At 63.5% G+C, this 24,396-nt stretch carries 27 protein-coding genes and 2 tRNA genes; 15 read left to right on the top strand and 14 right to left on the bottom strand.

Translation table 11 applies throughout. From position 1 onward, the window contains the following. Positions 1-558, bottom strand: a complete 558-nt coding sequence (locus NO934_RS03415; RefSeq protein ID WP_309162278.1) for a hemerythrin domain-containing protein — start codon at positions 556-558, stop codon at positions 1-3. A gap of 55 nt (positions 559-613) precedes the next feature. Then, positions 614-2,026: an FAD-binding oxidoreductase gene (locus NO934_RS03410; RefSeq protein WP_309162277.1), complete on the bottom strand. Its 1,413-nt coding sequence runs from the start codon at positions 2,024-2,026 to the stop codon at positions 614-616. A gap of 141 nt (positions 2,027-2,167) precedes the next feature. Between NO934_RS03410 and fabI the strand changes: the two genes are divergently transcribed. The 5 genes from fabI to ribB all read left to right on the top strand — a co-directional run bounded on the left by fabI (position 2,168) and on the right by ribB (position 7,208). Beyond that, positions 2,168-2,971, top strand: coding sequence for an enoyl-ACP reductase FabI (fabI, locus tag NO934_RS03405; RefSeq protein ID WP_309162276.1), 804 nt, complete (start codon positions 2,168-2,170; stop codon positions 2,969-2,971). A gap of 53 nt (positions 2,972-3,024) precedes the next feature. After that, on the top strand, positions 3,025-3,651 hold the full coding sequence (locus NO934_RS03400; RefSeq protein ID WP_309162275.1) for a histidine phosphatase family protein: 627 nt from the start codon (positions 3,025-3,027) through the stop codon (positions 3,649-3,651). A 4-nt stretch (positions 3,652-3,655) separates the two neighbouring features. Further along, positions 3,656-4,078 (top strand): group III truncated hemoglobin, encoded by a 423-nt coding sequence (locus tag NO934_RS03395; RefSeq protein ID WP_309162274.1) that lies wholly within the window; start codon positions 3,656-3,658, stop codon positions 4,076-4,078. An 801-nt stretch (positions 4,079-4,879) separates the two neighbouring features. After that, positions 4,880-5,992: a chorismate synthase gene (gene aroC, locus NO934_RS03390; RefSeq protein ID WP_309162273.1), complete on the top strand. Its 1,113-nt coding sequence runs from the start codon at positions 4,880-4,882 to the stop codon at positions 5,990-5,992. A 133-nt stretch (positions 5,993-6,125) separates the two neighbouring features. Next, positions 6,126-7,208: a 3,4-dihydroxy-2-butanone-4-phosphate synthase gene (gene ribB / locus NO934_RS03385; RefSeq protein ID WP_309162272.1), complete on the top strand. Its 1,083-nt coding sequence runs from the start codon at positions 6,126-6,128 to the stop codon at positions 7,206-7,208. Here ribB and NO934_RS03380 read toward each other — a convergent pair. Genes NO934_RS03380 through NO934_RS03360 form a run of 5 tightly spaced genes read right to left on the bottom strand, consistent with a single transcriptional unit; the run spans position 7,192 to position 10,021 of the window. Further along, positions 7,192-7,473, bottom strand: coding sequence for a hypothetical protein (locus tag NO934_RS03380; protein WP_309162271.1), 282 nt, complete (start codon positions 7,471-7,473; stop codon positions 7,192-7,194). The genes ribB and NO934_RS03380 overlap by 17 nt on opposite strands. A gap of 16 nt (positions 7,474-7,489) precedes the next feature. After that, positions 7,490-8,224, bottom strand: a complete 735-nt coding sequence (locus NO934_RS03375; protein WP_309162270.1) for a TlyA family RNA methyltransferase — start codon at positions 8,222-8,224, stop codon at positions 7,490-7,492. Beyond that, a complete protein-coding gene (locus NO934_RS03370; protein WP_309162269.1) occupies positions 8,221-8,808 on the bottom strand; it encodes an SCO family protein in 588 nt (195 codons plus the stop codon). Before NO934_RS03370 ends, NO934_RS03375 begins: the two co-directional genes overlap by 4 nt. A 15-nt stretch (positions 8,809-8,823) precedes the next feature. Then, positions 8,824-9,057 (bottom strand): exodeoxyribonuclease VII small subunit, encoded by a 234-nt coding sequence (locus NO934_RS03365; protein WP_309162268.1) that lies wholly within the window; start codon positions 9,055-9,057, stop codon positions 8,824-8,826. 10 nt (positions 9,058-9,067) lie between these two features. Then, positions 9,068-10,021, bottom strand: coding sequence for a histone deacetylase family protein (locus NO934_RS03360; protein WP_309162267.1), 954 nt, complete (start codon positions 10,019-10,021; stop codon positions 9,068-9,070). 59 nt (positions 10,022-10,080) lie between these two features. Here NO934_RS03360 and NO934_RS03355 point away from each other — a divergent pair, with 59 nt between their 5' ends. Then, positions 10,081-11,028 carry an L-threonylcarbamoyladenylate synthase gene (locus NO934_RS03355; protein WP_309162264.1) on the top strand — a complete coding sequence of 316 codons (948 nt, stop codon included), beginning with the start codon at positions 10,081-10,083 and terminating at the stop codon, positions 11,026-11,028. Here the strand turns inward: NO934_RS03355 and NO934_RS03350 are convergent. Further along, a complete protein-coding gene (locus NO934_RS03350; protein ID WP_309162263.1) occupies positions 11,025-11,978 on the bottom strand; it encodes a J domain-containing protein in 954 nt (317 codons plus the stop codon). The genes NO934_RS03355 and NO934_RS03350 overlap by 4 nt on opposite strands. A gap of 154 nt (positions 11,979-12,132) precedes the next feature. Between NO934_RS03350 and pdxH the strand changes: the two genes are divergently transcribed. Both pdxH and NO934_RS03340 read left to right on the top strand, forming a co-directional pair. Then, the gene (gene pdxH / locus NO934_RS03345) at positions 12,133-12,759 is read left to right on the top strand and encodes a pyridoxamine 5'-phosphate oxidase (protein WP_309162262.1); all 627 of its coding nucleotides are present in this window, start codon (positions 12,133-12,135) and stop codon (positions 12,757-12,759) included. Positions 12,760-12,762: 3 nt separating this feature from the next. Next, a complete protein-coding gene (locus NO934_RS03340) occupies positions 12,763-13,572 on the top strand; it encodes a DUF1499 domain-containing protein (protein ID WP_309162260.1) in 810 nt (269 codons plus the stop codon). Here the strand turns inward: NO934_RS03340 and NO934_RS03335 are convergent. Continuing rightward, a complete protein-coding gene (locus tag NO934_RS03335; RefSeq protein ID WP_309162258.1) occupies positions 13,540-14,451 on the bottom strand; it encodes an MBL fold metallo-hydrolase in 912 nt (303 codons plus the stop codon). The genes NO934_RS03340 and NO934_RS03335 overlap by 33 nt on opposite strands. Before the next feature lie 68 nt (positions 14,452-14,519). On the opposite strand from NO934_RS03335, the gene NO934_RS03330 reads away from it, so the two are divergent. The 3 genes from NO934_RS03330 (at position 14,520) to NO934_RS03320 (ending at position 16,763) form a co-directional block, all read left to right on the top strand. After that, entirely contained in the window at positions 14,520-15,134 is a 615-nt protein-coding gene (locus NO934_RS03330; RefSeq protein ID WP_309162257.1) for a biotin transporter BioY, read from the top strand. A 121-nt stretch (positions 15,135-15,255) separates the two neighbouring features. Continuing rightward, positions 15,256-15,426, top strand: coding sequence for a hypothetical protein (locus tag NO934_RS03325; RefSeq protein ID WP_309162256.1), 171 nt, complete (start codon positions 15,256-15,258; stop codon positions 15,424-15,426). Beyond that, on the top strand, positions 15,423-16,763 hold the full coding sequence (locus tag NO934_RS03320) for an NAD(P)/FAD-dependent oxidoreductase (protein WP_309162255.1): 1,341 nt from the start codon (positions 15,423-15,425) through the stop codon (positions 16,761-16,763). The genes NO934_RS03325 and NO934_RS03320 overlap by 4 nt, the downstream gene beginning before the upstream one ends. A 30-nt stretch (positions 16,764-16,793) precedes the next feature. On the opposite strand, the gene NO934_RS03315 is transcribed toward NO934_RS03320, so the two are convergent. Together NO934_RS03315 and NO934_RS03310 are read right to left on the bottom strand one after the other, a co-directional pair. Beyond that, positions 16,794-17,126, bottom strand: a complete 333-nt coding sequence (locus NO934_RS03315) for a hypothetical protein (protein WP_309162254.1) — start codon at positions 17,124-17,126, stop codon at positions 16,794-16,796. A 121-nt stretch (positions 17,127-17,247) separates the two neighbouring features. Next, a tRNA-Pro gene (locus NO934_RS03310) sits at positions 17,248-17,324 on the bottom strand. A gap of 144 nt (positions 17,325-17,468) precedes the next feature. Between NO934_RS03310 and NO934_RS03305 the strand changes: the two genes are divergently transcribed. The 4 genes from NO934_RS03305 (at position 17,469) to NO934_RS03290 (ending at position 20,215) form a co-directional block, all read left to right on the top strand. Beyond that, positions 17,469-17,543: transfer RNA gene (locus NO934_RS03305), tRNA-Gln, on the top strand. A 224-nt stretch (positions 17,544-17,767) separates the two neighbouring features. Next, entirely contained in the window at positions 17,768-18,496 is a 729-nt protein-coding gene (locus NO934_RS03300) for a PIG-L deacetylase family protein (RefSeq protein ID WP_309162253.1), read from the top strand. Further along, positions 18,496-19,167, top strand: a complete 672-nt coding sequence (locus NO934_RS03295) for a 4-carboxy-4-hydroxy-2-oxoadipate aldolase/oxaloacetate decarboxylase (RefSeq protein ID WP_309162252.1) — start codon at positions 18,496-18,498, stop codon at positions 19,165-19,167. Before NO934_RS03300 ends, NO934_RS03295 begins: the two co-directional genes overlap by 1 nt. Next, on the top strand, positions 19,160-20,215 hold the full coding sequence (locus NO934_RS03290) for a 4-oxalomesaconate tautomerase (protein WP_309162251.1): 1,056 nt from the start codon (positions 19,160-19,162) through the stop codon (positions 20,213-20,215). Before NO934_RS03295 ends, NO934_RS03290 begins: the two co-directional genes overlap by 8 nt. On the opposite strand, the gene NO934_RS03285 is transcribed toward NO934_RS03290, so the two are convergent. The 3 genes from NO934_RS03285 to NO934_RS03275 all read right to left on the bottom strand — a co-directional run bounded on the left by NO934_RS03285 (position 20,212) and on the right by NO934_RS03275 (position 24,371). Continuing rightward, positions 20,212-21,405 carry a LysR family transcriptional regulator gene (locus NO934_RS03285; protein WP_309162250.1) on the bottom strand — a complete coding sequence of 398 codons (1,194 nt, stop codon included), beginning with the start codon at positions 21,403-21,405 and terminating at the stop codon, positions 20,212-20,214. The two genes, NO934_RS03290 and NO934_RS03285, sit on opposite strands and share 4 nt — an antisense overlap. Positions 21,406-21,461: 56 nt before the next feature. After that, positions 21,462-22,334: an amidohydrolase family protein gene (locus NO934_RS03280; RefSeq protein ID WP_309162249.1), complete on the bottom strand. Its 873-nt coding sequence runs from the start codon at positions 22,332-22,334 to the stop codon at positions 21,462-21,464. Positions 22,335-22,424: 90 nt separating this feature from the next. Further along, on the bottom strand, positions 22,425-24,371 hold the full coding sequence (locus NO934_RS03275) for a TRAP transporter fused permease subunit (RefSeq protein ID WP_309162248.1): 1,947 nt from the start codon (positions 24,369-24,371) through the stop codon (positions 22,425-22,427). Positions 24,372-24,396 lie beyond the last annotated feature (25 nt).

Here is a 24,396-nt window from a genome sequence, read left to right as displayed (position 1 = left end):
TCAGGCCCAGATGTTGAAATAGCCCAGCGCATCCCCGATCGAATCTTCTTCGTAGCTCAGATGTGAGAGCAGCACCCGCTCAAGCGCGTCGTTGATTTCGACCGCGGCAGCGAAATTGTCCTGATTGGGCTCGCGCACCAGCGTGTTAAGCGCGCCGATCAGCTTGACCAGCAGCGCATGGACCACCTCATGCTCGGCGGCAAGCCGGTCGGTAACCTTCTTCCAGGCCTCACCCTTTTGCGACAGCACCGGGAAAAAACCAGCGTCCTCGATCGAATGGTGCGTATGCACCACCTGGCAATGCTGGCCGCACAAATTCCCGAACCGGCGGAAATTGGTGACCATGGTCAGAGCCTCGGCTTCCGCCTCGACCTCTTCCGCCGTCTTCCTGCCCTCCATGATCTCGTCGATCATCGTGCGCAGCACCTTGGTGTTCTGCCGCAGATGATCGTGGATCGCCTTCAAATGCTGGCCGTAAACCTTCTGTTGCGGCGTCGTATCGAGCTTGGGCGCGCGCGGGCGCGTGGAATCGTCGAGAAAAGAGATGTCGAGAAGCATGGGAATCTAGGGCCTGTGAGGTTGAGCCCCAATCTATGCATTCCCGCCCCGATTTCTACCCCAGCAGTTTTCCCGGATTGAGTATCCCTTTGGGATCGAGCGCCGATTTGATCGCCCGCATCATCTTGAGCGCCACCGGATCCTTCACCGCCTTGAGCAGTCCCGTCTTGAGCTGCCCGATCCCGTGCTCGGCCGAAACCGATCCGCCCAACTCGCGCACCACTGCGTAAACCACCTCATGCACGGCCTCAGCGCCGTCCATGAACGCCTTGGGGTCCGCGCCCTCCGGTTGCGAGAAATTGAAGTGGATATTGCCATCCCCCAGATGTCCGAACGGCACCGGCCTGATCCCCGGCACCATCCGCGCTGCGGCCTCGCTCCCGCGCGCGATCAGCTCGGGTACTGCCGCCACGGGCACCGAAACGTCGTGCTTGATCGACGCCCCCTCGCGCGATTGCACCTCGCTCATCTGCTCGCGCGCCACCCAGAACGCCTGCCGTTGCGCCAGCGAATCCGCAATTACCCCATTGGCGACCAGCCCGGTCTCGAACATATCTTCGATCGTCTCGGACAGTGCTCCGCCCCGGCCACCCTTGGGCACCGAAATCTCGGCAAGCACATACCACCCCGACACCGCCGCCGTCGGGTCCTGCGCGATCATGCCGTGCTTTAGCTGAAACTCGAACCCGATCCGCGGCATCAATTCGAACGCCGTGAGCGTATTGCCCGCCCGCGCCCGCAATTGCGCGAACACCTCCAGCGCCGCCTGTGGCGAAGCCACATTGAGAAGCGCCGTCTCGTATGTCTCGGGCTTGGGATAAAGCTTCAGCGTTGCCGCCGTGATGATCCCAAGCGTTCCTTCCGAACCCACCAGCAGGTCCTTGAGGTCGTACCCGGTATTGTCCTTCCGCAGCGCATTGAGCCCGTTGTAGATCGACCCGTCGGCCAAAACCGCCTCGACCCCGAGGCACAATTCCCGCGCATTGCCATAGGAAAGCACCTGCACCCCGCCCGCGTTCGATCCCAAAACGCCACCGATCCGCGCCGACCCCTGCGAGGCGATATAGAGCGGAAACATCATCCCGGCTGCCTCGGCGGCCTCATGGGCCTCCTCAAGCGTCGTCCCCGCGTCGAGCGTCATATGCCCCGCCGCCGCATCCACCGATCGCACGCCCCTGAGTCGGGAAATCGAAACGATCACCTCGTCGCCATAAAGCGGCACCTGTCCGCCCACCAGCCCGGTGTTGCCCGCCTGCGGCACGATATGCACGCCCACCTCGTGGGCCCATTCCATCACCGCCTGCACTTCGGCCACCGTGCGGGGCAGGGCGATCGCCTGCGCCTCTTTGTGGAACCGCCGGCGCGGTTCGGAAAGATAGCCCGCTATCTCGGCCGGCTCGGCCAATACGCTCTCGGCGCCGAGAAGCTGGATGAGGGCCGGAACGATCTGGTCTCTGGAAAGCGTCATGAAAATCCCGTCTTCGAATCCGCCCGCATTATCGCATGCGGCAAATGGCACTGGCCAGATGTTCCAACCCCTGTGGCACCTTGCCCGTTCCTATCCCCTGTGCCAAAACCGGCGGTAACGAAACCGATACCGGAGAACACCATGGCTGGTTTGATGGAAGGCAAGCGCGGGCTCATCATGGGCGTCGCCAACAACCGCTCGATTGCCTATGGCATCGCCAAGGCCCTGCATGGGCAGGGAGCGGAAATGGCCTTCACCTATCAGGGCGAGGCGCTGCACCGCCGCGTCGAACCGATCGCCGCCGAGTTCGGCTCCGATCTGGTCCTGCCATGCGATGTGACCGACCCCGACGCCATGGACGCGGTGTTCAACGTGCTGAAATCGAAATGGGGCAAGCTCGATTTCCTCGTCCACGCCATCGGCTTTTCCAACAAGGAAGAGCTCGAGGGCCGTTACGTCGACACCACTCCGGGCAATTTCGCGCTGACCATGAACATCTCGGTGTTCTCTCTGACCGCGCTCGCCAAGCGCGCCGAGGCGCTCATGGAAGATGGCGGCTCGATCCTGACGCTCACCTATTACGGCGCCGAAAAGGTCTTGCCCAACTATAACGTCATGGGCGTCGCCAAGGCCGCGCTGGAAGCCTCGGTGCGTTACCTCGCATCCGACCTCGGCCCGCAGAACATCCGCGTCAACGCCATTTCCGCCGGCCCCATCAAGACGCTTGCCGCCTCGGGCATTTCCGATCTGCGCGAAATGCTCAAGTGGAACGAAGAGAACGCTCCCCTGCGCAAGAACGTCACCATCGAGGAAGTCGGCAATTCTGCCCTCTATCTCCTCTCCGATCTTTCAACGGCGGTGACCGGCGAAGTCCATTATGTCGATTCCGGCTACAACATCATCGGCATGAAGGCCATGCCCAAGGATGCACCGGCCGGCCAATAAGCCTTTCGGGGCGCGGGTACCGCGCCCTTCATTCCGAATCGTTTGGAACTGCCATGCACCAGGTCACCTGGCCCGATTTCTACTTCGCGCGCCACGGCGAAACCGACTGGAACCGCGAACGCCGCTACCAGGGCAGCCGCGATATCCCGCTCAACGAAACCGGCCGCAAGCAGGCCGATTCCAACGGCCACCTTCTGCGTTTCCTGCTCGAGGAAGCGGGGGCCGATCCGCGCAAATTCCATTGGTACGCCTCCCCGCTCAGTCGCGCCCGCGAGACCATGGAACGCATGCGCGCCGCTTTCGATGTCGATCTGCCCGAGGTGATCTACGACCAGCGGCTGGTCGAAATTTCCTTCGGCGCCTTCGAGGGCATGCTGCACGACGAGATCGCCCGTGAACGCCAGGCCCTGGCGCCGGGCCAACGCGATGCCAGCTACTGGACCTTCCGTCCCGACAATGGCGAAAATTATGATGATGTGGCCGCGCGCCTCCTCGATTTCGCGCGCGAATTGACCGACCATTCGATCATCGTCGCCCATGGCGGCGTGCTGCGCGTCCTCCGCCATCTTGTCGAGGGTGTCGAACGCGCCGAAGTGCTCAACTGGCAGCCGCCTCAGGGCGTCATCGCCCATTTCGTCGGCGGCGGCATGACCCTGCACGCAGCGCAAAAGACTTGGTGAGCTTGTGGACGACAATCCGCTGACCCGCCCGGGTCCGGCCCATCCCGACATCACCGATCCCGATATCGCCCGCCTCGTGGCGACCTTCTACGGCCGCGCCCGCGAGGACGAAGTGCTTGGCCCGATCTTCAATCGCGCCGTTGACGATTGGGACCACCACATCGCCCAGATCACCGATTTCTGGTCCTCGATCATGCTGCGCACCGGCCGCTACTCCGGCCGCCCATTGAACCCCCACTTGCGCCTGCCCCTCGAAGACATCCACTTCGACCGCTGGCTGGCCCTGTTCGAAGAAACCGCGAGCGAGATCTTCAGCCCAGAGATCACCCACGAATTCATGATCCGCGCCCGCCGTATCGCCGACAATTTCGAACTCTCCATCGGCACCATGCGCAGCGAAATCAGAGCACCGCGGCACTCGCGCTGACGTAGGGGATTCGGTCTGGCATGGAGTGTGCCCTCAAACCTCTCCCGCACCGCCGGCAGCGTTGCGGATTGTCGGGTCAAGCCCGACAATGACGAACGAGAGGTGGGAGTGCCGAAAAATGTTTGATGCTTTCACTCACCTCTTCCACCCCCACCGTGTCACCCGGGGCTTGACCCGGGGCAAGGTATGCGCGCCGCCCTCGGCACTTGCCGCAGCACCGCCCCACCCACCTCGTCGTCTTCGGGCTGGACCCGGAGACCCGCAAGGCCTCCACGCCCTCTTTGCAAAAAACTTATCCCCGCCCTCTGCGCTTGCCCCATACTCCCCCTCACGACCCCGCGCATATGGACGCAAGCGCTACGAACGTTTGGGCGGGATCGGTTCGGGTCCGTTGGGAGTCGTCCCAGCGGAGGCAGAAACGTTCCCAGCGCCAGCCCACGGTAAGGCCGAGGGTGTACTGGCGAAAGCCAGCGGGGATTGGCCCCAGCATGAGAGGACGACCAGGCCCAAAACCCCGGACGCATGGGGCGATGGTCGCTTCATACTAACAAATACAGCACGAGGCGTTCATCGCCCCATGCCGTCTATCCAATCATCAGCCGAGGCCCATGGCCGTCGGGCGCTTGCTCGTGCCCTTGGCCACCGTGCCGAACCTCGTGGGGAGAGGAGAGCCGGCAGGCCGGTGAGGGGACAGCCTCTCCCAGGGACAACCGCAGAAATCACCACAACCTCCTCCCATCGAACGATTGACCCGCTTTCCCGCGCTGCCTAGAACACACTCACCAATTTCGGGGCTTCCCAATGAGCGACAATACCTTCGGCCACCTTTTCCGCTTCACCACCTGGGGCGAAAGCCACGGCCCCGCGCTCGGGGTGGTCGTCGATGGCGTTCCGTCCAATCTCCCCATCAGCGCCGAAGTGATCCAGCGCGATCTCGACCGCCGCAAGCCCGGCCAGTCGCGCTACACCACCCAGCGCCGCGAGGCCGATGAGGTGAAAATCCTCTCCGGCGTTTTCGAGGACGAGCGCACCGACGGCCTGCGCACCACCGGCACGCCGATTTCGCTGCTGATCGAAAACACCGATCAGCGCTCCAAGGACTATTCCGACATTCGGGATAAATTCCGTCCCGGCCACGCCGATTACACCTACCACCAGAAATACGGCATCCGCGACTATCGCGGCGGCGGCCGCTCCTCGGCGCGCGAAACCGCCGCCCGCGTCGCCGCTGGCGCCGTGGCGCGCCTGGTGATTCCGCAGGTTTCCATCCGCGCTTCCCTCGTCCAGATCGGCCCACACAAGATCGACTATGCCAATTTCGATTGGGATCAGGTCGACCAGAATCCCTTCTTTTGCGCCGACTCCAAGGCCGCCGAGACATGGGCGGAATATCTCGACGGCATCCGCAAGGCCGGCTCTTCGGTCGGCGCCGTGGTCGAAGTCGTTGCCGAAGGCGTGCCCGCCGGCTGGGGTGCCCCGATCTACGGCAAGCTTTCCGCCGATATCGCCTCGGCCTTCATGTCGATCAACGCCGTCAAGGGCGTCGAGATCGGTGAGGGCATGGGCGCGGCTGAATTGACCGGTGAGGAGAACGCCGACCAGATGCGTTCGGACCGGCCGCTGCCCCAATTCCTCTCCAACCGCTCCGGCGGCATTTTGGGCGGCATCTCGACGGGCGAGCCCATCGTTGCCCGTTTCGCGGTCAAGCCCACAAGCTCCATCCTCACCCCGCGCCAGACGGTTACCACCGACAATGAGGATACCGACATCATCACCAAGGGCCGTCACGACCCTTGCGTCGGCATCCGCGCCGTCCCCATCGGCGAAGCCATGATGGCCTGCGTCCTCGCCGACCATTTCCTGCGCCATCGCGGCCAAACAGGACGCGAAGGCGGAGTAGGTTTCTCCCAATGAGTTTCACGAAAGGTCCCCTCACCGGATCAACTCACGGCTGCCCGGCCTTCACCTCTCCCTTGGGGAAGAGGTCGGGCTTTGCGCAGCAAAGGCCAGGTGAGGGGGCCTTGATCCGTGCCGGGAACAAGTCCGCATGACCAGTGAATCCGACCGCCGCGTCGAAACCGCTCTGGCGGCCATGAAAAATGGCGGCATGGTCGTGGTCATCGACGATCACGACCGGGAAGGGGAGGGCGACATCATCGCCGCCGCCTCGACCATCACGCCCGAGCAGATGGCCTTCATCGTCCGCCACACCTCCGGCATCGTCTGCGCGCCGATCTCAGGCGAGCGCGCCGCAAAGCTGCGCCTCGATCCCATGGTCGCCGTCAACGATTCGGCTCACACGACCGCTTTCACCGTCTCGATCGATTTCAAGCACGGCACCACCACCGGCATCTCGGCCGATGACCGTACGGCGACCGTCCGGGCGCTGGCCAATGGCAATATCGGCGCCGAGGATTTCTCCCGCCCCGGCCATATCTTCCCGCTCATCGCCCGGCGCGGCGGTGTGCTCATGCGGTCTGGTCATACCGAGGCGGCGGTCGATCTGTGCAAGCTTGCCGAGTTGCCCGATGTCGGCGTCATTTGCGAGCTCGTCAACGATGACGGCACCGTCACCCGTGGCCAGCAGGTTGCCGATTTTGCGCAAAAACACGATCTGCCGCTGATCTCGGTCGCCGACCTCATCGCCTACCGCCAGCGCCGCGAAAAGCTCGTCGAGCGCGTCGCGAGCTTCGATATCGAAACCATCGCCGGCCGTGCCATCGCCCACGCCTATTCCACGCCCTTCGATCGCGTGCAGCACCTGGCCCTTGTCTTCGGCAACCCCAGCCCCGCCGAGGCTACCCCCGTGCGCCTGCAGCGCGAGGATATCGTCGCCGACGTCTTCGGCGGCGCCTCCAAGCTCAACCAGTCCATCGAAGATCTCGCCCGAACCGGCGGCGTCCTCGTCTATCTGCGTGAGGGCACGGCTGGCGTTGCTCACGATAGCCAGGCAGCGCTTGCCGAGCGCGAGGACCACGCCTCGGCCCGCGACCGCGAAGCCGAATGGCGTGAAGTCGGCCTTGGCGCGCAGATCCTGCGCGATCTGGGCATCACGGCCATCCGTCCCCTCTCGTCGCGCTCGCGCCGCTATGTCGGGCTGGAAGCGTTCGGGATCACGATCTCGGAATAGCGGGTTTTCGCCGCGGCCGCGACCGCCGGAAGGTGCGCGCCACCGATCCGGCGGTTCGTTCCTCGAACATGGAAAGCAGGCTGTCGAGCCAGCCCCAGTGCCGGCGCAGCCGACGCACCAGCCGCAGGGCGAGTTTGGAGGACCCGATCAGCAAGAAGATCGCCACCGCCATCATCGGAATGCCGAACGGCAGCGGCGTCGGCGTGATGATGGCGCCGGCCAAAAGCAGCACAAGGGCAAAGGGGACCACGACGATCCGCAGCATTCAGCCACTCTCGGGTTCAGCCGCGCCTGAAGGCGGCGAGTTGCTCGATATTCCCGTCACCGCCCTTGAGCGGAGAGGGCATCCGAGCGACCAGTATCCATCCAAGATTTGACATTTTTGCGATAACCGCCGCGATTGCCTCTTCCACATGCGGTCCAGCCCGCACGATGCCGCCCTTGCCGATATGGTCGCGCCCCACCTCGAATTGCGGCTTGATCAAAAGCACCGCTTCGGCCCCCGGCAGGCAAAGCGCCGACGGTGCCTCGATCACCTTGGTGAGCGACACGAAGCTGATGTCGCAAACCAGCATCTCGATGGGTTCGGCAACTAACTCCGGCCCCAGATCCCGGGCATTGGTGCCCTCAAGCGAAACGACATTGGGCAGCGCAGCCACATCGGCATGCAACTGCCCATGCCCGACATCGACGGCATAGATCTTGGCAGCTCCCCGCTCCGCGAGCACCTGCGTGAAACCGCCCGTGGATGCACCGAGATCGAGACAGACTTTTCCCCGTGGATCAAAGCCCGTGCTATCAAGCCCGGCAATCAGTTTGAGGGCTGAACGTGAGACATATGCTGCGGCAGGATCATCGAGCGCTATGACGTCGCTTTCGGAAACCTGCTGGTTGGGCTTGGAGGCTGGATGTCCGTTGATGGTGACCGTGCCGCGCAAGATGGCGTCCCGCGCCCGCGCTCGGGAGGGAACCAGCCCTCGCTGCTCCAGCGCAATGTCGAGCCGGATGCGGCTCATGCTTCGGTGAGCCGTCTCACCTTGTCGAGCGCGGCATCGGTGTCCTCGCCCCAGGCGATGGTGCCGAAGAATTCGCCTTCATCGTCGATCATGAACACCGAGGCCGTATGATTGACGAGATATTCGGTCGTGCTTTCGGATTCGACCTTTTCGGAAAAAACGCCGTAGGAGCGCTTGATCTGCTCGGTTTGGGCTTCATCGCCCACGAGCCCCATCACATCCGGCCCGAAATTGGAAAGATAGGCCTTGGTGTGCTCGAGCGTATCGCGCGCCGGGTCTACGGAAACGAAAATGATGCGCAGCTCGTCGTCACTGAGCCCGAGCTGTTCCTTCCACCCTGTCGCTTCGGCCAGCGTCGTCGGGCAGACATCGGGGCAATAGGTGTAGCCGAAGAACATCAGCGTCGGCGTACCGACCAGATCGTCCTGGGTGAACGTCTCCCCACTCGCCGTCGAGACCATCTCGAACGGCCCGCCGAACATCGAGCCGGACGGCGTGATTGGGCGGGTAAAGAAGATCACCGTCGCCGAAATCGCGGCGAGGGCCACCAGGGCCCACAAAACGATGCGCACTTTTGCCAGCACGGCCTGAATTCCCAGCTATTGATCCAGCGGCTCGACGCCGGTTGGAGTTCCATCCCTTGCCAGCGTGATCTTTTCGATCCGCGCCTCGGCCTGCTTGAGGAGGGCTTCGCAATGGCGCTTGAGCGCCTCGCCGCGCTCATAGATCGCGATCGATTCCTGCAGCGGGGCCTTGCCGCCTTCGAGCTGCGCGACGATCTTTTCAAGCTCGTCCAGCGCCGCTTCAAAGCTCATATCGGCAATGTCGGTCATGGCTGCTCCCTTAGTGTTCGTTGTGTTCGGGTCCGGCTTCGCCGGTCAGCAGCATGCCTACATGCGCCGATACCCCCGAGGCAAGCCCGCCCAGGTCGTAGCCGCCTTCGAGCATCGAGACCATCCGGTTTGAGCAGCGCTTGGCGGCAATGTCCATCAACTTTCCCGTGAGCCAGGCATAGTCGCTCCCCACCCATTCGAGCTGGGCCAGCGGGTCGCGGCGCTCGGCGTCGAACCCGGCGGAAACCAGAATCAGGTCCGGCGCGAAATTGTCGAGCGCGGGCAGGATGCGCTCCTTGTAGGCCGCGCGCATCTCGGCGCCCCCGGTCCCCGCGTCGAGCGCTGCGTTGACGATATTGCCGACCCCGGTTTCATGCGGCGCCCCGGTCCAGGGGTAAAGCGGCATCTGGTGCGAGGAGGCATAGAAAACGCTTGGATCGTCCGCGAATATATCCTGCGTCCCATTGCCGTGATGCACGTCGAAATCGATGATGGCGATCCTCTCGGCCCCATAGAGCCGCTGCGCCTGCCGCGCTGCGATGGCGATGGTGTTGACGAGGCAAAACCCCATCGAGCGCTCGCGCTCGGCGTGATGTCCCGGCGGACGGGAAAGCACGAACGCGTTGTCCGCCTCGCCCAGCACCACGCCCTCGACCGCCCGCAAGACCCCGCCCAGCGCGGTGGCCGAGGCATCGAGGCTTTTGCCGGAAACGAAGGTGTCGGCATCGATCTGCCCGATCCCTTCGGCGGGCCGTATGTCGCGGATGGTGTCCATCACCTTGGGGCTGTGCACCAGCTCGGCCAGTTCCAGATCGCCGGCAGGCGCCGCTTCGCGCGCAAGTCCGGCAAAGCGCGGGTGGCTCAGCGCCTTGGCCGCCGCCTCCAGTCGCTCCTGGCGTTCGGCATGGCCCTTGGGCGTAAGGTGCGCGGCGCCATTGGTCTGGCTGATGAGAAGCGTGGTCATTTGGGCCTCGGCTAGCGTCTCTTCTTGACGTGGCCCGGACCGCTTGTCAAACACCCTCGATGGCTATTGAACGCACCGATCCCCAGACAGTTCAGGAGGCCGCCGCATTGCTGCGCGCGGGGGAGCTCTGTGCTTTCGCCACCGAGACGGTCTATGGTCTGGGCGCCGACGCCACCAATTCCGATGCCGTGCTCAAGATCTACGAGACCAAGGGACGCCCGCGCTTCAACCCGCTGATCTGCCATTGCGCCGATCTGGAAATGGCCGAGCGCTACGCCGTGTTCTCGCCCCTTGCGCGGGAGATCGCGGAGATCTTCTGGCCCGGCCCGTTGACGCTCGTCTTGCCCGTCAAACCCGGCGGCGGCCTTTCCGACCTCGTGACCGCCGGCCTCGATACCGTGGGGCTCCGCGTTCCGGCACACCCCATGGCGCGCGATCTGATCGCCGGATTGGGACGTCCCGTCGCCGGCCCCTCGGCCAATCCTTCGGGAAAGCTTTCCCCCACCACCGCCGAGCACGTGCGCGCCGCTTTCGGTAGCGCGGTTCCCGTGCTGGACGGTGGCCCGTGCTACAGCGGGGTTGAATCCACGATCCTCGCGGTCGAAGGCGACAGAGTGACCCAGCTCAGGGCAGGGGCCATGCCACGCGAGAATATCGAAGCGGCTCTCGGCAGGCCTGTCGCCCAGGCCTCGCATGACGCTGCCATCACCGCGCCAGGCATGCTCAAAAGCCACTACGCCCCGGGCGCGGCCTTGCGGCTTGATGCCAATGCCCCGTCTCCGGGCGAAGCCTATCTCGCATTCGGTGAAGCTCCGGCCCATGATGGCCCACTCCTCAACCTCTCGCCAGAGGGCGACCTGCGCGAAGCCGCGCGCAATCTTTTCGCTTTCCTCGCCCGTCTCGATGCATCCGGCGCCAAAACCATAGCCGTGGCGCCCATCCCGCATAGCGGCTTGGGCGAAGCGATCAACGACAGGCTCGAACGCGCCGCCGCGCCGCGCGGCTAATCGCGGACCTTATAAGGCTTCTGGTCGCGCCAGAACCGCATCAGGCTCTCAAGGTCGGGATCGCCGCCTTCGGGCAGGACGACCCGCAGGTTGACGTAAAGATCGCCCTTGCCGAACAGCCCCTTGCCCTTGAGCCGCAGCGCCTTGCCGGTGTCAGGGCCCGGGGGCAGGTTCAGTTCCACCGCGCCGTCGATCGTGGGCACACGCACCTTGGCCCCAAGCACGGCCTCATAGAGCGTGATCGGCACATCGACCCGCAGATCGTTGCCGTCGCGGCGGAACTGCTTGTGCTTGGCGAATTTGATGGTGATCAGCGCGTCGCCCGGCTGTCCGCCGAGCGGGGAGGGGCGTCCCTGGCCGCGCAGGCGGACCTGCTGGCCTTCTTCGATGGGAGAGGGGAGCTTGACCGAAACCGTTTTGCCCGAAGGCAGCGTCACAGGCACCGAGCCACCCTTGTGGGCATCTTCAAGCGAAACGGCGAGGTTGACGACAACGTCTTCGCCCGCCGGCGCACCGCCGCCCGTCGAGCCGGTGAACGGGTCCCATCCCGCACCGCCCGCGCCCATTCCGCTGCTGAAATGGCTGCCGCCGGCTGAGCGCCTTGCGCCACCGAAGCCGCTCATGAATTCCTTGAGAATATCCTCGGCATTAAAGCCCCCGGCACTGGCGCCTGCCCGTCCGCCGCGCATGCCTGAAGGGTCGAAGCCGCCGAACCCGGCGAACTTCGGATTGCCGTCGGCATCGATCTCGCCGCGGTCATACTGGCCGCGCTTGGTCTTGTCGGACAGGAAGTCGTATGCGGCCGTTACTTCGGCGAACTTTTCGTGCGCCGTCTTGTCGTTCGGGTTCTGGTCCGGGTGCAGCGTCTTGGCCAGCTTGCGATAGGCGCTCTTGATCTCCTTCTCGCTGGCGCTCTTTGGCACCCCAAGTACTGTGTAAGGGTCGCGCATTCGCTTAAGTCACCTTGAAAGGGCGCCCCGGCGGTCGGCCGGTGGCGCCACGTCCTTTCGATTCCATGATTTGCGGGCAGTTGAAGCGCCGCAGGTTTGCGTTCTATATGGCCACGCACCCCGCTATTGTCCAGAAGGGATGGATTTGTCCGTCATGGCCTCGCTGACCGATCTGCTCTTTGACGATGCCCACAAGGGTGACATCGATCCCATGGAACTCTTTCCTGTCTGGCTCGACGAGGCGCGGGCCAGCGAGATAAACGATCCCAACGCCATGGCCGTCGCAAGCGTCGATGAAGCCGGCTTGCCCGATATCCGCATGGTCCTGCTGAACGGCTTTTCCCTGGCGGGCTTTGTGTTCTTCACCAATTTCGAATCGGCAAAGGGGCGTGAACTGCTCGCCCATCCCCGGGCCGCCCTCCTGTTCCACTGGAAGAGCCTGCGCCGCCAAGTGCGCGTGCGCGGCATCGCACAAGAGGTTCCGCCCGCCGAAGCCGATGCCTATTTCGCGACGCGCCCGGCCCAATCGCGCATCGGTGCTCACGCCTCGGACCAGTCCCGCCCACTCGAAAGTCGTCAGGTGCTGGTGGACCGGGTCGATGCCCTCACCGAACGCTTTTCGGACGGCGATATCCATCGCCCGGCGCATTGGTCAGGCTTCCGCATCATTCCCCTGCAAATCGAATTCTGGAAGGATGGGGCCTTCCGCCTGCATGACCGGGTTCTTTTCTCCCGTCCGGCGCCCGATGCGCCCTGGGGCCGCACGCGGCTTTATCCCTAGCCTATGCGCATTCTGGTTCGCACGTCCAAGCTCGCCATCTGGGCCCGGCGCCTGGCGCTCTTTGCCACCGCGCTGATCGTTATTTCCACCACTCTTCATGTTATCGGTCAGGTCGCTTCCGACGTGTTCGAGATCAGCCTGATCATCGGGACGCTCTGCGCGGCGGCCGCGTTCCTCGTGGGCCTTGCCGCCTATATCCGCCTCTGGTTCACCGGCGACAGGGGCTGGGGGCCTGCGACTGTCGGGTTTGCGCTGGGCCTTCTGTGCCTGGCTCCCGCAGCGGTCACGGCGGCGCTGGCCGAGCTCTACCCGTCCACCGCCGACGTCACCACCGCCCTGTCCAATCCGCCGCAATTGCGTATGGCCAACCCTGGTCAATCCCAGGTCGATCCCGAGACGGTGCTGATCTCGTTTCCCAATCTCATCACCCGCATCTACCGCATTCCGCCTCAAACGCTGTTCTCGCTTGGGAAGGCTCTGGCGCGCGCCAATGGCTGGGAGGTGATCGCCTCAACCCCGCCCACCGCCGAGCAGGCCGGTGAGTTCAATGCCCTGCGCCGGTCGCTTCTTGGCTTTGAAAACGAGATCGCTTTTCGCGTGGTGCCCAACCCGATCGGTGCGCTCATCGACCTGCGGGCCGCCTCGGTCGATCCCGTGCTGCACGATCTGGGCGACAATGGCCGCGCCATCGAGAGCTTTCTTCTCGCGCTCGATGATGCTGTCTCGGTTCACATCCAGAACAACATGGCCGAAACCGAGGCCGCGCCGGTCGATCCCGGACTAGTGCCTGAGGGCGAGACGGGTGCCCAATAGCCCGCGCTCGAGCAGGATTTCGCCGCGTCTTTCGAGATATTCGGCGTGTGAAAGCAGTGTCCGCCGCGCCGCGATCGCCAGCTTGCCCTTGAGCGCCGGATAAATCGCCCGCGTCGCCGCAGATAGCGTCGTCGGCCCTCGCCGCAGGACGTCGAGCAACTGCCCATTCCGCATCAGCCGGTGCGCCTTGAGTGCGCGGGCAAAACCAGGCCCGTCGGCGATTTCCCCGCCATGGGCCGGCACATATCGCGTCTGCGGCAGCGCTATCACCCGATCCAGCGAGGAAAGATAGTCGCTCAGATCCCCGTCGGGCGTCGCCACGACGGTCGAATTCCACCCCATGACGTGGTCGCCCACCAACAGATGGCTTCCGCCTTGTGCCGCAAAGGCCAGATGGTTGGCGCAATGGCCGGGCGTCGCCACGACCTCGTAGCCGATACCGTCGATCTCGATCACCTCGCCATCGGCAAGTGTCCGATCGGGCACCAGCGCGAAATCCCCGGAGCGGCCAAAGGGATTGAACTCCAACCGCTTGAGCGGCCGCGACAGCCGGTGCGGCCCGCCCGACCAGAGCGGCGCCCCGGTTTTGGCCATCAGCCGCCGCGCCAGGCCGCTATGGTCGCGGTGTGTATGGGTGAGAATCACCGCCAACACGGCCCTTCCATCGATGGCTTCGAGCAACGCCGAAAGGTGAACGGGGTCATCAGGGCCGGGATCGAGAACGGCAACCGCATTGTGGCCGATCAGAAAGCTGTTGGTGCCGGTAAAGGTATAGGGGCTCGCATTGGGTGCCGTCACCCTCACCAGTCCGGGCGCTATCGTCACCGGTTCGCCCGTCTGGGGGTCAAAGTCGGTCGAATAGGGCGGGGAGGCGGGCATTGCGCACGCTCGCATGTCTGGCTAGAACAAAGGTTTCTTGCTTCGGCTTTAACGCAAAGGGACAAGTTATGGCCACGACTTTCGCCACTTCCAACACGCTTCTCGGCCTTTACCAGCCCCGCTCGCAAGCCGCACGCCTGGTCTCGGCGGTTGCGGTTGCCTTCCTGGGTTCGGTGCTGCTCACCATTTCGGCCAAGATCAACGTACCAGTCTGGCCTGTGCCGGTCACCCTTCAGGCTATGGCCGTTGCGGCTCTTGCCGCCGCGCTGGGTGCACGCCTGGGCGTGGCCACCGTTGCGCTCTACCTCGTCCAGGGCCTTGCCGGGCTTCCCGTCTTTGCTGGTGCCGGCGCCGGACTGCCCTATCTGATGGGCCCCACCGGCGGGTTCATCCTGAGCTGGCTGCCCATGGCTGCTATCATCGGTTATGCCGCTGACAAGGGCCTTTCTCGTAAGGTTGTCCCTCTGTTCCTGGTGATGACCGGTGCCGCCATGTTGAGCCTCGTCGCCGGTTTCTTGTGGCTTCTGGCGCTTTCTGGTCAAGCGGGCTGGATTGACCAGAGCAATGTCGTGCTGTCCGCCTATAAGGGCGCCATCGAGCCGTTCGTCGTCTGGGATATCGTCAAGATGGCCTTTGCGGCGTTGACCGTGGTCGGCGGCTGGGCCCTGCTCGAACGCAAATAAGCACCAGCACCAATTTTTTCCGGGGGCCGGTCGGGCGACCGGCCCTTTTTGTTTTTGCAACCGGGTCAGGGTTCTCCCCGTTGAATTTGCAACAGGCAAATGACGGTTACAGGAGAAAAAAATGGATCCCTTTCCCTATCCCTGGTTGTTCGCGGTTCTCGGCGGTGCCATCATCCTCGGCATCGCGATTGCCTACGGGGCATACAAATCGTCGAAAGCCACGCCGCGGCAGAAAGATGCTGCCGAGCATGGTGCTCACGAAATATACCATAAGGACCAGAGTAAGAATTGAGTGACGACCAACGCCGCGTTGTCATCGTCGGAGCAGGCTTTGGCGGCCTGAGCGCGGCCAAGACCCTCGCCCGTGCCGGTGTGCCGATAACGCTGATCGACAAGCGCAACCACCACCTCTTCCAGCCGCTGCTCTACCAGGTCGCGACGGCCATGCTCTCCCCGGCCGAAATCGCCGTGCCCATCCGCTCGGTCCTCTCGCCGGGCAAGGGGCGCGCCATCGAGATCATGATGCAGGAAGTGGGCGATATCGATACCGATAGAAAGATCGTCCATTGCGTGGGCGGCGATGAGATCCCCTATAGCGCGCTGATCGTCGCCACAGGCTCGAAATACACCTATTTCGGCCATGAGGACGAGTGGGCGTCCTTTGCCCCCGCGCTCAAATCCATTGACGATGCCGTCAACATCCGCCGCCGCGTGCTGCTCGCTTTCGAGCGTGCCGAAACCACAAACGATCCGGCTTTGCGCGAAAGGCTGATGACGTTCGTGGTGATCGGGGGCGGTCCCACCGGCGTTGAAACCGCTGGCGCGCTGGCCGAGTTGGCCAAGGCGACCCTTGCCCGCGATTTCACCAATATCGACCCCCGCGCTGCCCGCGTCGTGCTGGTCGAGGCGGTTGGCGGCCTGCTGGGCGCTTATCCCAAGCATTTGGGTGCCTATACCGAGCGTAAGCTGACCGATCTGGGCGTCGAGGTCCTCACCAATTCGCCGGTCAAGAAGATCGACGAAGAAGGTGTCATGGCGGGCGAAACCTTCATCGCCACCTCCAACGTCTTCTGGTGCGCGGGGGTGGAGGCCACACCGGTCGGCAAATGGCTCGGTGTCGGTACGGAAAAGAACGGCACCGTCAGCGTGGGCGCGGACCTGCAGGTTCCCGGCCTGCCGGGCGTCTATGTCATTGGCGATGCCGCCACCGCCCATGACGCCGACGGCAAGCGGCTTCCCGCCCTCGCGCCCGTCGCCAAGCAGCAGGGCAAATATGTCGCCGAGTCGATCATCCGTGCCCGCCAGGGCCGCTCACCGCAAGGCCCGTTCCGCTATCGCGACTGGGGCACCATGGCCACCATCGGCCGTTCGGCCGCGGTGGGCAAATTCGGCAGGTTCGAACTCACCGGCTTTCCGGCCTGGATGATGTGGGGCGCGGTCCATATCGCCTATCTCGTGGGATTCCGTAACCGGATCAACGTGCTGGTCAACTGGCTCTGGGCCTGGATCACCTACGCCAAGGGCGCGCGCCTCATCACCGGCCCGGAGGCTGCCACGACCCAGTCGATCGACAGCCGCAAGGCTATCGATGAGGAGTTGGACAAGACGGTCGCCAACGTCCAGCAATGATGGTTTGGCGCGGAGCTCCGCGCCATTGCCTCATTCGTGAAAGGTGAAGGTCGCGACCTCGCAGACATTGACGCCGGCTTGGATCGCTTCGGTACCGTCGGCAAAAACCGCTCTGAAATCATAGCGGCAATAGCCGCTGCCATCATCGATGTTCATGACCACCGAATTGCCGGCTGGGAGCACCGAATCGCCCAGGATGTCTTCTTCCCAGGTCGGCGCATCCACCGTCGAAGCATAGAAATACATCATCGTTTCGGATGTGGCGTTGACGATCTGGACCCGGCGGTCATAGCTCTGAGCCCATGCCGTCGCAGCCGTTGAGGCGACGGCCAGCGCGACCGCACCTGCAAGCAATCTCTTCATTTTCGAATGTTCCCCCCATAACTCCCGGTCCGGGAGCGCCGGCTATTCTAACGCGTCGTCTGAAGGCTGCGAAGAGGGAAAAACAAAACCCGGCTTCGGTTGTCCGAAGCCGGGTCTGAAGTGGTCGGAGTAGGGTGATTCGAACACCCGACCCCCTCGTCCCGAACGAGGTGCGCTACCAGGCTGCGCTATACTCCGATATCGTCGTCGGCAGATGCCAGGCGAAAGTCGCCCGGCACGTTGCCGTCGTTTCGGGGCGTTATATAGTGCGTCGTGCGCCTGTTCAAGCCCGTTCGACAGTGTTGCGGCGCACGGGCAAACAGTGTAGGACCAACCCGCTTTTGGGGCGTCGCCAAGTGGTAAGGCATCGGTTTTTGGTACCGACATTCGCAGGTTCGAATCCTGCCGCCCCAGCCAACCTTTCCAAGAGCCAAATCATCTCCCCGCACATCCCGCCCAGGGATAGGGTCGTTGGCGTCTATGGCGCGAAGTGGTCGCTTCTTCCCCTATAGCCGGAACTTATGGGTGCGCGACGCGATTCTATTTTCCCATTCCCGCGCGCTTCCCTAGCTTGCTGTCTGAACTTTTGCGCAGGCGCCCCGCCGCCTGCCGATCGATGCAGGTACAGGGTACGAGAAGAGATGAACAAAACCGCTTTAGTTGTTTCCGCGCATTCGGCCGATTTCGTGTGGCGTTGCGGTGGTGCGATCGCACTGCATGCTTCGCTTGGCTATAATGTCACCGTGGTTTGCCTTTCCTATGGCGAACGGGGGGAGAGCGCCAAGCTCTGGAAGAACGAGGGCATGACCCTCGACGTCGTGAAGTCCGAGCGCCGCAAGGAAGCTGAAAACGCGGCCAAGGCGCTCGACGTTCACGACATCGAGTTCTTCGACCTGGGCGACTATCCGCTGGAAATGACCCGTGAAGCCAAGGACCGGCTGGTGGGCGTCATGCGCGCTGTCCAGCCCAGCTTCATGATGACGCATTCCAAATACGACCCCTACAACACCGACCACATGTATGTGTCGCAGTGGACCTTGGAATGCCGCGCCATCGCCCAGGCCTGGGGGCACAATCCGGGTGAGAAGATCCTGGGCGCGCCCCAGGTCTACCTGTTCGAGCCGCACCAGACCGAGCAGATGGAATGGAAGCCCGATACCTTCCTCGACATCACCCCTGTCTGGGACAAGAAATGGGCGGCGATTCAGTGCATGCAGGGCCAGGAACACCTCTGGCGCTATTATGAGAACGTGGCGCAGAATCGCGCCAATCATTTCATGCGCAATTCCGGTGGTCAGTCGGGGGGCCGCAAGGCCCAGTATGCGGAAGGCTTCCAGTCGATCTTTCCCCGCACCGTGGATGAACTTTGATGAGCGTCGTCGTCCAGAACATCGAGCGGGCCGATCCCGCGATCATCGCCGGACTGGCCGAATGCGGCGTTGCCACCGTGCATGAAGCGCAGGGGCGCAAGGGGCTTTTGGCGGCCTATATGCGGCCGATTTATTCGGGCGCCCGGCTTGCCGCTTCTGCGGTCACGATTTCCGCACCCCCTTGCGACAACTGGATGGTTCATGTGGCCATCGAGCAGATCAAGGACGGGGACATTCTGGTGCTCGCACCCACCTCGCCATCCGACGCCGGCTATTTCGGCGATCTTCTGGCGACCTCCGCGCTGGCCAGGGGGTGTAGAGGTCTGATCATCGATGCCGGCGTGCGTGACGTGGCCGATCTCGCCGCCATGAAGTTCCCGGTCTGGTCCAAGGCGATCTTCGCCCAGGGCACCGTCAAGGAAACACTCGGATCGGTGAACGTGCCGATCGTCTGCGCTGGGGCCTATATCAATCCGGGCGACGTTATCGTGGCCGATGACGACGGGGTTTGCGTGGTGCGCCGGGAGGAAGCGGCGCAAGTGCTCGAAGCCTCCCGCAAACGCGTCGAGAACGAGGAGGCCAAGCGCAAGCGCCTGGCGGCCGGTGAGCTAGGCCTCGATATCTACGGCATGCGCGAGCGCCTTGAGCAAAAGGGTCTCAAATATGTCTAAGGCCGGTACGCGCGTCATGTGGATGCGGGGCGGAACTTCCAAGGGCGGCTATTTTCTCGCCTCGGATCTGCCCGCCGATCCCGCGGTCCGCGACGCGTTGCTGCTTCGGATCATGGGCTCGCCCGATCCGCGCCAGATCGACGGCATGGGCGGAGCTAATCCGCTCACCTCCAAGGTGGCGGTGGTCAAGCCCTCGACCCGGGACGGGGTCGATGTCGATTACCTCTTCCTGCAGGTGTTCGTCGACAAGGCAATCGTCACCGATGCGCAGAACTGCGGCAACATTCTTGCCGGGGTCGGCCCGTTCGCCATCGAACGCGGCTTGGTTGCGGCCGCCGATGGCACCACGGATGTTCGCATCTTCATGGAAAACACCGGTCAGATCGCGACGGCCACCGTGTCCACCCCCGGCGGCGTCGTCGACTATGCCGGTGAAGCCCGGATCGATGGGGTGCCCGGCACTGCGGCGCCCGTTCCGATCGTCTTCGAGGATACGGCAGGCTCAAGTTGTGGCGCCCTTCTGCCGACGGGCAATGCGGTCGATACCGTCAATGGCGTCGAGCTAACGCTGATCGACAACGGCATGCCCTGCGTGATCCTCGATGCCGCCGATTTCGGCATCAGCGGCACCGAGACGCCGGCGGAGCTCGATGCCGACCAGACATTGAAGGCGCGGCTTGAAGAGATCCGCCTGGCCGTCGGGCCGATGATGAATCTGGGCAATGTCTCGGAGAAGTCTGTGCCCAAGATGACCCTGGTGAGCCCGGCGGCCAACGGCGGCGCGATCTCGACCCGCAGCTTCATTCCCCATAAATGCCACGACGCGATCGGCGTCTTGGCCGCCGTCAGCGTCGCCAGCGCGTGTCTGCTGCCGAGTGGCCCCGCCGCCAGATACGGCAAGATCGAACCTGGGGCCGACAAGTCGATTTCGGTGGAGCATCCCACAGGGGAATTCACGGTGATCGCCCGGCTCGACGGGAGCGGTGAACTCGCATCTGCTGGCGTTCTGCGCACGGCGCGCAAGCTTATGGATGGCTACGTATTCTAACCCGTTGGCGTCCGGTGGCCGAACTGTCCACGCACGGAATCGAGGAATTGCCTCTGCATGGGCGTCGGGCGCCAATTGCTGCGCATCGTAAGCCCGATGGCGCGCCGGCTGTCTTCGATGGCGATCGGCAGGGCGGTCATCAGACCGTTTTCGATTTCACCGATCGCCTGAAGGCGCGAAACGACGCCAAGATAGGGTCCTTGATGGAGCAGTTCCCGCATCAGGATCATCGAACTGGTTTCGACCATGGTGAAGGGCGGTGGAAGGCCAGCGCGTTCGATCTGTGCATCGAAGTGCCGGCGCGCCGGCGTGCCCGAAAAGGGGATCACCCAGGGAAAGTCCAGCGCTTGGCGCAAATCGGGAGCGACTTCCCCGGCGAGCGGGTGACCAGGCCCGGAGACGACGACCACCTCGTCCTCAAAGAGATGCTCCTGGACGATATCGGTAACCGGGGGCGGGGTCCGCAACGCGCCGAGCAGCAGATCGATCTCTGCCCGCAATAGCCCCCCGAGTAGCGTTTCGTACGGGCCCTCCACGATCCTGAAATTGACCTGAGGGTATCGACGCTGGAACTGGGCCATGGCTTTGGGCAGCAGAAAAGCCCGCGAAAGCGGCATGCCGCCGATCGTGATAGTAAGGCGAGCGTTCCCTCCCGCCTCTTCAAGCTCCATTTGCGCCTGGGCCAACTCGGCAAAGGCCAATTGCGCAGCCTGCGCGAGTTGATGTCCCACGCGCGTTGGAACAACCCCGAACTGCGTGCGCCGAAACAGCGGACGGCCCAGTTCCTGTTCGAACTGGGTTATGGCCCGGTGCACGGTAGGTTGCGTAATGCCTAGGTTGCGGGCAGCCAGGCTGAAATTCTGGCTATGGGTCAGTTCGATCAAGGCCTTGAGACGCGCCGTGCTCGCCGTAAGGTGGAGGCGCGCGCCCAAGGGGATCGCCGCAGCATCGAGCAGCCCCAAAGCCCGCTCGATGCGGGCAGTCAGGATGGCGCCGCTCGGCGTGGGGAAAATACCTTTTGTGGTGCGGTCGAAAAGCGGCTGGCCGAAACCGGCCTCAAGCTTCTTGAGCGCGTGGGTCGCGGCCGGCTGGCTGATATTGCATCGCGAGGCGGCGGTGGTGATCGAGCCGGTTTGCGCAACGGTCAGCATCAGCCTCAGATGCCGCAGGTTCAGCTCCGGAATGACCAATGTGTTTGCCAGGCTTTCTTGGAAAGAGGGGGCGGGCGCACCCGCCCCTCACGCTGTCACAGAGTTTCGGGCCAGTAAAGCCGCGTCGGGTTAGTGACGAGCAGCGCCTCGAGTTTGTCGGCGCCGGGTGCGATGATCTTGAGCAGGTCGACCAGCTCGCCATCATCGGGCATGTTCTTTTTGATATTGGGATGCGGCCAATCGGTGCCCCAAAGGACGCGATCGGGAAATTTCTCGACCAGCAGGCGGCCATATTCGGCTGCGTCGTGGAATGGCGGTCCCGCGCGGGAGATGCGTTCGGAGCCGCAAACTTTCACCCAGAAACGCTCGTCTTCCATGAGCTGGAGCAGCAACTGGAAGGCCTGCTGTTCCACGCCTGCGCTGGCATCGACCCGCCCCATATGGTCGATCACGGTCACGATATCGAGTTCCTCGAGAAAGGGGGCGAGATCTTCGAGCCAGTGAGAATCGAAGTGGACGACGATGTGCCAGCCGAGCGGCTTGATCTTGGCGACGATTTCGCGAACCGCGTCCTTGTCGGCCGCTTCTCCCAGATGGGCCACGAAGTTGAACCGAACCCCGCGCACACCCGCTTGGTGGAGCGCCCGCAATTCCTCCTCGCTAACATCCCGCTCGACCATGGCGATGCCGCGATAGGCGCCGCCACCCGCCAGGAGCGCATCGACCATGGCGCGGTTGTCGGTGCCGTGGCAGCTGGCCTGCACGATCACCGAGCGCGACAGGCCCAGATGCCGGTGCAGCGCGAACAGTTTTTCCTTGGGCGCGTCTTCGGGGCGATAGGTCGCCGCATCCGAATAGGGGAATACGTTGCCCGGCCCGAACACATGGCAATGGGCATCGCACGCGCCCTCGGGAAGAACGAGGTCGGGCTTTTTGGGGTTGGGGTGGGGAGGAAGATTTTGCGACATAGGCTCTTTCTCGATAGTCTGGCACGGCCGGTTCCCGGTCGCATTGACCAGGAACCGCCTTGCTGCTCTAAAAACGCGACTTGAACTCGCTTAGTTGACCTGGGCTTGCGCCGCCGGGCGCGGAGTGGCGGTGACCATGCGGAACATCGTCACTGCCACGAACACGACCCCGATGACCCGCGCGCCTACCGTCACCGGATCGGTGGCATCGACCGGGGTCGGCCAGCACACCAGCAGCGCGCCCGCGATCAGCAGGCCCCGTTCGAGCCAGCTCATCGGCCGCACCATCCAGCCCGCGAACGCCACCGAAAGCACGCCCACGGCAATCGTGGCGAACACCATTCCGAGCGTGATCTGGACCGGCGTGCCGATCATCAATATGCCCGGCATGGTCACGAACAGGAACGGCACGAGAAGTTTGACGAACCCCAGCCTGATCGATTCCGCTGCCGTCTCGTTGGCTCCGGCGCCCGAAATCGAGGCGGCGGCATAGGCGGCCAGCGCCACGGGCGGGGTGATGGCCGAAACGAGCCCGAAGTAGAAGATGAACATATGGGCCGAGATCGCAGGCAGGCCGAGCTGGGTGAGCGCCGGCGCGATCAATACGGCCAGCAGCAGATAGGCGGCCGAGGTCGGCAGGCCCATGCCCAGAACGAACGAGGCCAGGGCAGTGAGGATCAGGATCAGCCAGATATTGCCCGCGCCGACCTCGAGGATCAGGCTCGAGAGCATCAGCCCCAGGCCCGTGAGGTTGAGCACGCCGATAACGATTCCCGCGGCGGCAACGGCGGCGATGATGGGAACGGTCGAGATCAGCGTATCGCGGCACACCAGCACCAGGCCGATCGGGCCCAGCCGCGTATCCTTGCGCCAGGGGCTGATCGCCAGCGCCAGCACGATGCAGAACACTGCGGCGCGGGTCGGCGTCATGCCCAGGCTCATCAGCACGATGATGCCGATTAGCGGGACCAACAGATAGCCGCGGGTCTTGAGCGTTTCCCAAAGGAATGCCATGCCCCCAGCCGTATCCCGCGCCAGGTTCAGCTTGCCCGCCTCGAGCCGCACCGCGATAAGCAGCGCGAAGACGTAAAGCAGCCCCGGCACCAGGGCGGCGAGCGCGATGGTCGAATAGGGCACGCCGATGATCTCGGCCATGAGGAACGCGGCGGCGCCCATTACCGGTGGCAGGATCTGTCCCGCTGAAGAGGCCGCGGCTTCGATCGCGCCAGCCAGCTTGGCCGAATACCCCACCCGTTTCATGAGCGGAATGGTGAACGTGCCCGTGGTCACCACATTGGCGACTGCGCTGCCGTTGATGGTCCCCATCAACGTGCTCGAAACGGCGGCAGAAAGCCCAGGGCCACCCTGCACGCGTCCGGTCAGCCCGCGCGCGATGTTAACGAACACCTCGCCGGTGCCCATTTTCATCAGGATCATGCCGAGAAGGGCGAAAAGGAAGATGTATTCGACGGCAACGCCCATCGGCACGCCGAAGAAGCCTTCGGTGGAAAGGAACAGCGTCGAGGTCAGGCGGGCGAGGTCATAACCGCCATGGCCGTATTTGCCGGGGATGACATAGCCGAAATAGGCGTAGATCAGTGCCACGACCGAAAGGATCAGCAGGGCCCAGCCCAGCGTCTTGCGCACGAGGACGAGGGTGACCGCGAGCAGCCCGAGGAAGATGTACTGGTCTATGGGCGTCGACATCGCGCCGCGCATGATGATGTCGTAATAGGAGGTCCACAGATGCGGACCCGGAATCAGCGCGATGAGCGCAAGCAGGTAGAGCGCGGCGCGTCCAGGGGCGGATCGGATCTGCAATGCCGCAGCCAACAGGCCGGCCGAAGCGGCCAGTGAAAAGAACGTGGCGCGCAGGATCAGCGCCGTGATGCTCCCGAAATAGGCGCCGTGAATGACCAGCGCCGTTACGCCCACCGCGAGCACGGCGTATAGGAAGGAAACGATCGCCGCTTCTTTCCCTGTTCCATGCTCTTTCGGCAGCGCGAGCTTGTTGTGGACGTCGGACAGGAACGACATGGATGTTACTCCCGGTGAGATTCAG

Origin of the sequence: Pelagibacterium sp. H642 (genome assembly GCF_031202855.1) — a bacterium.
In the GTDB taxonomy this organism is placed as follows: domain Bacteria; phylum Pseudomonadota; class Alphaproteobacteria; order Rhizobiales; family Devosiaceae; genus Pelagibacterium.
This window is presented reverse-complemented; position numbering and strand designations above follow the sequence as displayed.